Consider the following 7,703-nt stretch of genomic DNA (forward strand, 5'->3'; position numbering starts at 1 on the left):
GCCCGCGCCCCACGTCGGCGCGGGCCCGGCGTCGTCCGTACCGAGGGCGTGTGAATTGTCACGACTTGTTGGCACCGCCACGGGGTCCGGCGCGGCAGCGACGGGGTAGAGATGGCGCCACGAGCGCATCCGCTCCGGCCAGCGTCGGATCACCGTCGTCGGCCTCTGGCCCTGGCCAGGCGAGCGCTCTTAACGTGGATGGTTCACAATGCGCTTTCCGGGACGGCAGGATCCCGACCGCGCCGGTTGTCGGGAGGACACATGGGCAGGGACGTCTCGCAGGGCGCCTTCACCCGGGAGGACCGCGTCCGCTACCGGCAGAAGGTCCGGCGGTGTCTGGACGTCTTCGCCCTGATGCTCGACGACTTCGGGTTCGACGCCGACCGGCCGATGACCGGCCTGGAGATCGAGCTGAACCTGGTCGACTCGCGGGCCGAGCCGGCGATGCGCAACGAGGAGATCCTCGCCGACATCGCCGATCCGCTGTTCCAGACCGAGCTGGGGCAGTTCAACCTGGAGTTGAACGCCGAACCCCGACTGATCGAGGGCGCCGGTCTCGCCGACTACGAACACGACCTGCGTAGCAGCCTCACCCGGGCCGACGAGCGCGCGGCCAAGTCCGACGCGAAGATCGTCCTGGTCGGCATCCTGCCCACCCTCACCGAGGGTCACCTGGTCGAGGACAATCTCTCCACCAACGAGCGCTACCGGGTGCTCAACGACCAGATCGTCGGCGCCCGGGGCGAGGCCATCGAACTCGACATCCGTGGCGTCGAGCAGTTGCAGACGCACACCGACTCGATCGCCCCCGAGGCGGCCTGCACGAGTCTCCAGTTCCACATCCAGGTCGCGCCGGACAGCTTCGCCGACTACTGGAACGCGTCCCAGGCCATCGCCGGTGTGCAGGTGGCGGTCGGAGCGAACTCGCCCTTCCTGTACGGCCGCCAACTCTGGGCCGAAACCCGTATCGCCCTGTTCAAGCAGGCCACCGACACCCGCCCGGAAGAACTCAAGGCTCAGGGCGTACGCCCCCGGGTCTGGTTCGGTGAGCGGTGGATCACCTCGATCTTCGACCTGTTCGAGGAGAACGTGCGGTACTTCCCGCCGCTGCTGCCGATCTGCGAGGACGAGGACCCGGTGGAGGTGCTGCACGCCGGCGGAGTGCCCCAACTGGGCGAGCTGCGGCTGCACAACGGCACCGTCTACCGCTGGAACCGCCCGGTCTACGACATCATGAACGGCCGCCCGCACCTGCGGGTGGAAAATCGCGTGTTGCCCGCCGGTCCGACGGTGGTGGACATGCTTGCCAACGCGGCCTTCTACTTCGGGCTGGTCCGTGGTCTGGCCGAGGCGGACCGGCCGATCTGGAGTCAGCTCACGTTCAGCTCGGCCGAGGAGAACTTCCACGCGGCGGCCCGACGTGGTCTGGACGCCGTGCTGCACTGGCCCCGGTTCGGTGACGTACCGGTCACCAAGCTGGTGCTGGAGCAGTTGCTGCCCGTCGCCGCGACCGGCCTGGACGGGTTCGGCGTCGACCCGGCGCAGCGGGACCGGCTGCTCGGCATCATCGAGCAGCGCTGTCGTACCGGCCGCAACGGCGCCGTCTGGCAGACCGAGGCGGTCTGGGCGGCGGAGCGCCACCGGGGCATGGACCGCAGCGCAGCCCTGCACCACATGGTGCAGCGCTACGCGGAACTCCAGCGCTCCAACGAACCGGTCCACACCTGGCCCGTCGACTGAGCGCAACCCGCCGGCGGGGTCGGACCGGGAGTCAGTCGGTGGGGCGGGTGCTCCTCCGGGGCGGACGGGCACGCCGGGGTGCCGGGTCCTCGGTCGGCCCGGTGGTGGCGGGTTCGGCCAGAGCCGTGTCGTCCGGGGACGGCCGAGGCGTCGGTACCCGGGGTGCGGCGTTCGCGTCGCCCGACCGGGCCTCCGACCTGGTCACCGGCGACGTGGTCCTGCCGCGCCGAGGCGCCGTACCGGTCGAGGTGTCCGTCGCCGGCCCGTCGCCGTCCGGCCCAGCGCCGGTCGCCCGGCCACCGGGAGTCGGTACGGTCGCGCCGGCCGAGGTGCTGCCGATCCGAGCGCCCGGGCGGGTGGTCGGATCGGGCTCCATCGGGGCGGTCGGTGCGGGCTGCGTGCCGGCGGCGGCTGACCGTCGGTGGGCAACGCGCCTGCGGCCGGCCCGCTCGGCGAGGACGGCGGCCAGCACCGAGCCGCCGACACCGGCGATCACCGCGTACGGGGCGATGAGCTGGGTGGAGAACTGTGCGGGCCCCAGCGTGACCCAGCGCGGCACCGTGGTCAGGTAGGCGAGCGCGACGAGCAGCGGACCGGCCGCGCCGGAGGCCGCCGCGCCGATCCGGTGCCCGTCCGACCGCGCGGCGCCCCGAGCGGCGAGCGCACCGATCAGGAGCGCGGGTACGAGCGCCAGCAGCGCGCCGGGCCAGTAGAGCTGGCCCCCGATCCAGTACCGCGCGTGGTCCGGGTCGAGCTGCCAGGTGCCGAGCTGAGCGCCGGTGAGCCCGCGCCCGACGCGTACCCCGTCGATGACCGAGACCACCGCGAGCAGCCAGAGCCAGGCGGCCGTCGCGGTGACGTTCAGCGCGGCGGTGCGGGAGCGCAGCGCCCAGAGCGCGACGAACACGCCGATCAGAATGCCCAGCACCGCGTGCAGGGCGGCGACCCGTTGCGGCGTGCCGCTGTCGGCACCCGCGGCGACCCGGGCCGGTACGGCGACCAGCAGCACGGTGACCAGTCCACCGAGCCCGGCGCCGAGCGCCAGCGACAGCCTGCGGAACAGGCCGCCGGGCTCGTCGGGCGGCGTGTCGGCCACCGGTGCCGCTCGATCGACCGCCGAGGTCGGCCGGGCCCGCGCCGCGTCGGCGCCCTCGGTACGGGCCGGCGTTCCCTCTTCGAGCGCCGCCGGCTGCGGCAGCGCCGCCTCGGTCGCCGGGGCGGGTGCCGTCGGCTCGGCGCCGGTGGCCGGCTGGTCAACCGCTGGGGGTACGGCACGCTGGTGCAGTCGCTGCGCGCAGACCGCGCCGAGCACTGTCGAGCTGGCGGCGAGCCAGCTGGCCCAGGCGAGGCCATCCGCCCAGGCCGTGTCGTTGGCCCCGGCGTCGGTGGGCGTCCAGGTGATGACGCCGAGCCCGTAGCCGAAGCCGAGCTGCGCGGCGCCCGCGCCGGCAGCGACCCCGATCGCCGTCACGATCGATACTCCCCAGCCCCGTCTGGCCATGCCGGGCAGCGTAACGTCCCGTCGTCGGTGCGGCGAGTCGTGGTGACCCGCCGGTATGGACCGTCGGCACAACGTGATGGGCGGCTAACGGTACGGTCGCCGGTGATGAGGCGGTGGGCGGTATGACGGACGCGAACACGGGTCGGCAGGATTCCGCCGGCGGCCAGGCCGGCGGCGGTGGAAGCCGGGCCAGCGTGCTGCTCGGTGGCGGGCTGGTCGCGGTGCTGCTGGCCGTGGTCGGTGCGACAGGTGGCTGGCTGCTGGCCGGCGACGATGGCGAATCTCCGGCGAACCCGCAGGCGGTGGCCACCACGGCCGGTACGCCGACCGGCCGGGCCACCTCGTCCCGGCCGACCACCGGCCGGACCACGCCGTCCGCCCCACGGACGACCGCCTCCACGACGAAGGGGACCGGGCTGACCGTGCCACCGGTGGTCGGCGCCGACTTCGTGCAGGCCCGCGAGATGCTGCGTAAGCAGCGGTTGGGCTGGCGTCTGGTCTTCGGCGGCGGCACCGGCCGCACGGTGGAGAGCGCCTCGCCGGCCGTGGGCACCGAGGTGGCCCGGGGCACCACTGTCCAGCTCCAGGTGGCCGGTCCGGCCCCCGCCGCCGAGGTGCCGGACGTGGTCGGCGACGACTGCGCCGAGGCCGCCGATGAGCTGGTCGAGGAGGGGCTCTACCCGCGTTACCGCAGTGGGCGCAGCGGGAAGGTCAGCCGGCAGGAGCCGGCCGAGGACGGCCCGGCCCGCTGGAACGACGAGGTGAGCATCTGGTGCGGGGCGGCGCCCCCGCCGAGCCAGCCGACCGTGAAGCCCACCCTCTGACCCGCACCGCTCTGCGGCGTCGACCCACCCGGCCTGGCCCGTCGGACACCAGCTGACCCGACTGCGGCACGCGGCTCGCGGCACCGATACCGGCCGATGTCGACGTGGGCGGTTAGGTTGACGGTCGAGGGCCACGGCGCCCGCCCGGTTCGGGAAAGGACGTGCGATGAGCGACGACCGCCAGGAGCCGCCCGCCGGGGAGCCCGAGGACGACCGTACGCGCCCCCTGCCGCCCCCCGGCGGCAACCGGCCGCAGCCGCCGGACCGCACCGCGTCGCCGGACGAGACGATGCCGATCGACCGGGCTGTTTCGGTTGGTCGTGGTGGGTCGCCGGACGAGACGATGCCGATCGACCGGGCCGCCGCGGAGCCGTCGGGTGACCGGACGGCGCGGATGCCGGTGGAGCGGTCGACGCCGCCGCCGTGGTCCGGGCGGGCCGAGGTGCGCGCGCCCCGACCGGCCGAACCGACTGCGGACTGGTACGTCGAGGAGCAGGGTGGCCGGCGTTGGTGGCTGCCGATCCTCTGGGGCGTACTCGCTCTGCTGCTCGCCGGGCTGCTCGGGGCGGCTCTGTGGGTGGTGCTCAACGCCCGGGACGACGACCCCGACAACCCGGCGACGCCGTCTGTCCCGCCGGCCAGTGCCAGCGCCCCGCCGAGCAGCAGCGCCCCGACCTCGGCGGCGCCCAGCAGCGCGACGCCGAGCAGCCCGGCGGCGACCACCGAGGAAGCGCGGCTACCGGTGCCGCCGCTGACCGGCCTGCCGCAGGCCACCGCCGAGAGGCTGCTGGACCGGCTCGGCCTGAGCTACCGAGTGGTGTACCGCCCGTCCGAGCTGCCGCCGGGGACGGTGGTCAGCACCGATCCGGAGGCCGGCGCGACGGTGCGGACCGACGAGGAGGTGCTGCTGGTGATCTCCCAGGCGCGGCCCTCGACCGCTACCAGCCCGACCAGCCCGAGCCCGACGGTGACGACCACGCCGTGACCGATGTTCACCACATCCGGCGGCGGGTGCCGACGAGGCCGAGGCCGGCGAGCGAGATGGTGAGGCCGAAGATCCCGGACCAGAACAGCGAGCGGCGGACGTCCGTGGCGGTGTGCCCCGCCGGCGCGGCGTCGCTGAGTTCCTCCGGTCCGTCGGACTGACCGCCGGCGCCGGCCCCGGCGGCCTCGCCGGCCGGGTCGGACGCTCCGACGCGTCCGTCGGGGGCATCGGCGCTGGTCCAGCCAGGTTCGTCGGCGGGCGGGTCGGCGTCGACCACGGTGATCTCCGGAGCCGGCACCGGAACGGCCAGCCGGGTGGACGACAACGCCGGGTCGCGGACCAGGACCACGATGGTGGTCACGGCGCCGAGGAGAGCGAGCAGTCCGAGAGCGTAGGTGATACGGGAGCGGTGGTGCCGCCGCACGGCGGGCTGATTGACCATGACCATCCCAGGCTCAGGGTCCTGGACGTGCGGTGGAACATGCCGGGGTGGGCGTACCGATTCTATGGCGACGGCACGCCTACCCGCGGCGGTTCGCGCTGGTCAGCCGACTCTGACCGGCGTACGGGCGACCGGTCGTCGGGTCCGTACGGTGTGCGGGCGGGGCTCCGGCGCGGCCTGCACCTGTCGCAGCCCTTCCCGCTGTACGAAGATCGACCGTCGGTTGACGGCATCGCCGGCGGCGTTGAGCTCGTAGCCGTCGAGCCAGAGCCAACCGTCGTAGGTCGGCCAGTCGAGCACCCGGATCACCCGGAACATGATCGGCCTGAGGAACTGGACACTCGCCGCGCGAGTCACGTGCAGAACGTCACCGGAGCGGGGAAGCACATGGGCTCCTGGGGAGGGAGAGCCGGCGTCGTGCCGGCGGGTGACTGGTCTGGGATGTCTCGGCCCGGTGACGGGATCGCGCCTCGTGGACCGGTTGGTGCGTGATGGTGGTCGGGCCGTACCCGCTGGTGGCGTGCCGCCACCCGACCATCACCTGACTGCTTCCGGGAACCGCGCCCACCGCCGCAGTCAGCTGGCTTGCAGCGGTGGGGTCATCACCCCGGCGCAGGTCTGAGTGGCGCCGGCCGGGCCCGCGCCCCGCCCGGCCATCCGGGGTCGGTGGGGTCACCACACCCGGAGAGCGGACGGAGACGCTGAGTGATCCGTGCCATACGGACAGACTGCATCAGCGACGTGCTTCATGCAAGTTGCACGTCGACTTTTGCCGATACGTGAGTCCGCCACGCAAAGCGGCGCTTGAAGCCATCCGCGTACGGACGGCACACTGAGGGCCGGTTTCGCCCGTCGCGGCCGGCCGATGACCGGCACCACCCCTCGTCGCGAACGCTCGCCGGTCGACGGTCGCGCCCCCGGTGAGCGGCAGCCAGTGGCGCGTCGACCGGAGGTAGCCCGAGAGTGGGGTCGAGCAACCAGCGGCGAGGACCAGAGACTCCGAGGCCGCGCAATGAGTGAGCGGCGCAGCCCGACGATCCGACGGCGGCGGCTCGGCGCCGAGCTGCGCCGGCAGCGGGAGTCGGCCGGGATCACCATCGAGGTTGTCGCCGAGCAGTTGGAGTGCTCGGCGTCCAAGATCTCCCGGATCGAGACGGGGCACACCACGGCCACCCCGCGCGACGTGCGGGACATGCTGAGGATCTACGGCGTCGTGGGTGCCGAGAGCGACGAACTCGTCCAGATCGCCCGGGAGGCGCGGCAGAAGGGCTGGTGGCACCCGTACAGCACGGTGCTGGTCGGGGCGTACGTCGGGCTGGAGGCGGCGGCGAGTTCGATCCGGGCGTACGAACAGCAGGTCGTTCCGGGCCTGTTGGAGACCGAGGAGTACGCCGGGGCGATGATCCGAGCCGCCCGTCCGGACTTCACCGCCGATCAGGTACACCAGAGGGTGCGTGTCCGTCTGGGCCGTCAGTCGTTGTTGACCCAGGACGATCCGGTCGATCTGTGGGTGGTGCTCGATGAGGCGGTGGTAAGTCGGCCGGTGGGCGGGGACGAGGTGATGCGCGGCCAACTCAGGCGGTTGGTCGAGGTGGCCGAGTTGCCGAACGTGACGCTCCAGATCCTCCCCTTCGAGGTGGGTGCGCACGCCGGCATGGACGGGACCTTCACGATCCTCAGTTTTCCCGAGCCCGGTGATCCGGATGTCGTGTACGCGGAGAACGCCACGGGTGGGCTTTTCCTTGAGAAGAGCGACGAACTGCAGAAGTACAGCTTCATCTTCGATCACATCCGCGCTGCGGCCATTCGTCCAGAGGAGTCCATCGCACACATCGCAAAACTGGCAGAGGAGCCGAGATGGCGACCAAGGGGTTCCCCGTGGACCTGACGCAGGCGACGTGGTTCAAGAGCTCGAAGAGCGGGCCGAACTGCGACAACTGTGTGGAGGTGGCGTACGTGACCGGGGCGGTCGGAGTGCGGGACTCGAAGGACAAGGCCGGCCCGGCCCTGGTCTTCGCTCCCGGCGACTGGCACGCCTTCGTCGCCGGCACCAGGGATGGTGTGTTGGGCTCGGTCTGACCGAGTGAGCAGTCGAGGTCCCCGTCCGGTCCCGACCGGGCGGGGACCCACCGCGTCCCGGAGCGCCGCCCACCCCCACCCAACGGCCCGGCCCCCCGACGTTCCCCCCGGAATCCCCTCGCCACACCCGGT

At 72.8% G+C, this 7,703-nt stretch carries 8 protein-coding genes; 5 read left to right on the plus strand and 3 right to left on the minus strand.

The genetic code is table 11. The features are described 5' to 3' along the window. Positions 1 to 261: 261 nt before the first annotated feature. Positions 262 to 1,740 carry a glutamate--cysteine ligase gene (locus AB0J68_RS22250; protein ID WP_354854917.1) on the plus strand — a complete coding sequence of 493 codons (1,479 nt, stop codon included), beginning with the start codon at positions 262 to 264 and terminating at the stop codon, positions 1,738 to 1,740. 31 nt (positions 1,741 to 1,771) lie between these two features. Here the strand turns inward: AB0J68_RS22250 and AB0J68_RS22255 are convergent, their stop codons facing one another. Beyond that, positions 1,772 to 3,241: a hypothetical protein gene (locus AB0J68_RS22255; RefSeq protein WP_363940340.1), complete on the minus strand. Its 1,470-nt coding sequence runs from the start codon at positions 3,239 to 3,241 to the stop codon at positions 1,772 to 1,774. Positions 3,242 to 3,363: 122 nt separating this feature from the next. On the opposite strand from AB0J68_RS22255, the gene AB0J68_RS22260 reads away from it, so the two are divergent. Beyond that, a complete protein-coding gene (locus AB0J68_RS22260) occupies positions 3,364 to 4,065 on the plus strand; it encodes a PASTA domain-containing protein (protein ID WP_355063284.1) in 702 nt (233 codons plus the stop codon). A 166-nt stretch (positions 4,066 to 4,231) separates the two neighbouring features. After that, positions 4,232 to 5,050 carry a PASTA domain-containing protein gene (locus AB0J68_RS22265; RefSeq protein ID WP_354854923.1) on the plus strand — a complete coding sequence of 273 codons (819 nt, stop codon included), beginning with the start codon at positions 4,232 to 4,234 and terminating at the stop codon, positions 5,048 to 5,050. Between the two features lie 7 nt (positions 5,051 to 5,057). Here AB0J68_RS22265 and AB0J68_RS22270 read toward each other — a convergent pair whose 3' ends face one another. Together AB0J68_RS22270 and AB0J68_RS22275 are read right to left on the minus strand one after the other, a co-directional pair. After that, a complete protein-coding gene (locus tag AB0J68_RS22270; RefSeq protein WP_363940342.1) occupies positions 5,058 to 5,498 on the minus strand; it encodes a hypothetical protein in 441 nt (146 codons plus the stop codon). A gap of 96 nt (positions 5,499 to 5,594) precedes the next feature. Further along, entirely contained in the window at positions 5,595 to 5,879 is a 285-nt protein-coding gene (locus AB0J68_RS22275) for a hypothetical protein (RefSeq protein WP_354854927.1), read from the minus strand. Between the two features lie 625 nt (positions 5,880 to 6,504). Between AB0J68_RS22275 and AB0J68_RS22280 the strand changes: the two genes are divergently transcribed. Further along, positions 6,505 to 7,380 carry a helix-turn-helix transcriptional regulator gene (locus tag AB0J68_RS22280; RefSeq protein WP_354854929.1) on the plus strand — a complete coding sequence of 292 codons (876 nt, stop codon included), beginning with the start codon at positions 6,505 to 6,507 and terminating at the stop codon, positions 7,378 to 7,380. Then, a complete protein-coding gene (locus tag AB0J68_RS22285; RefSeq protein ID WP_007454112.1) occupies positions 7,350 to 7,571 on the plus strand; it encodes a DUF397 domain-containing protein in 222 nt (73 codons plus the stop codon). Before AB0J68_RS22280 ends, AB0J68_RS22285 begins: the two co-directional genes overlap by 31 nt. The last annotated feature ends 132 nt before the right edge of the window (positions 7,572 to 7,703 follow it).

It is taken from the genome of Micromonospora sp. NPDC049580 (genome assembly GCF_040675595.1).
Taxonomy (GTDB): Bacteria; Actinomycetota; Actinomycetes; order Mycobacteriales; family Micromonosporaceae; genus Micromonospora.

Bases quoted from the DNA above. Each gene is read 5' to 3' on its own strand.
- AB0J68_RS22265 (WP_354854923.1), top strand. From the start codon at position 4,232: ATGAGCGACGACCGCCAGGAGCCGCCCGCCGGGGAGCCCGAGGACGAC.
- AB0J68_RS22255 (WP_363940340.1), bottom strand. From the start codon at position 3,241: ATGGCCAGACGGGGCTGGGGAGTATCGATCGTGACGGCGATCGGGGTC.
- AB0J68_RS22260 (WP_355063284.1), top strand. From the start codon at position 3,364: ATGACGGACGCGAACACGGGTCGGCAGGATTCCGCCGGCGGCCAGGCC.
- AB0J68_RS22270 (WP_363940342.1), bottom strand. From the start codon at position 5,498: ATGGTCATGGTCAATCAGCCCGCCGTGCGGCGGCACCACCGCTCCCGT.
- AB0J68_RS22285 (WP_007454112.1), top strand. From the start codon at position 7,350: ATGGCGACCAAGGGGTTCCCCGTGGACCTGACGCAGGCGACGTGGTTC.
- AB0J68_RS22250 (WP_354854917.1), top strand. From the start codon at position 262: ATGGGCAGGGACGTCTCGCAGGGCGCCTTCACCCGGGAGGACCGCGTC.
- AB0J68_RS22280 (WP_354854929.1), top strand. From the start codon at position 6,505: ATGAGTGAGCGGCGCAGCCCGACGATCCGACGGCGGCGGCTCGGCGCC.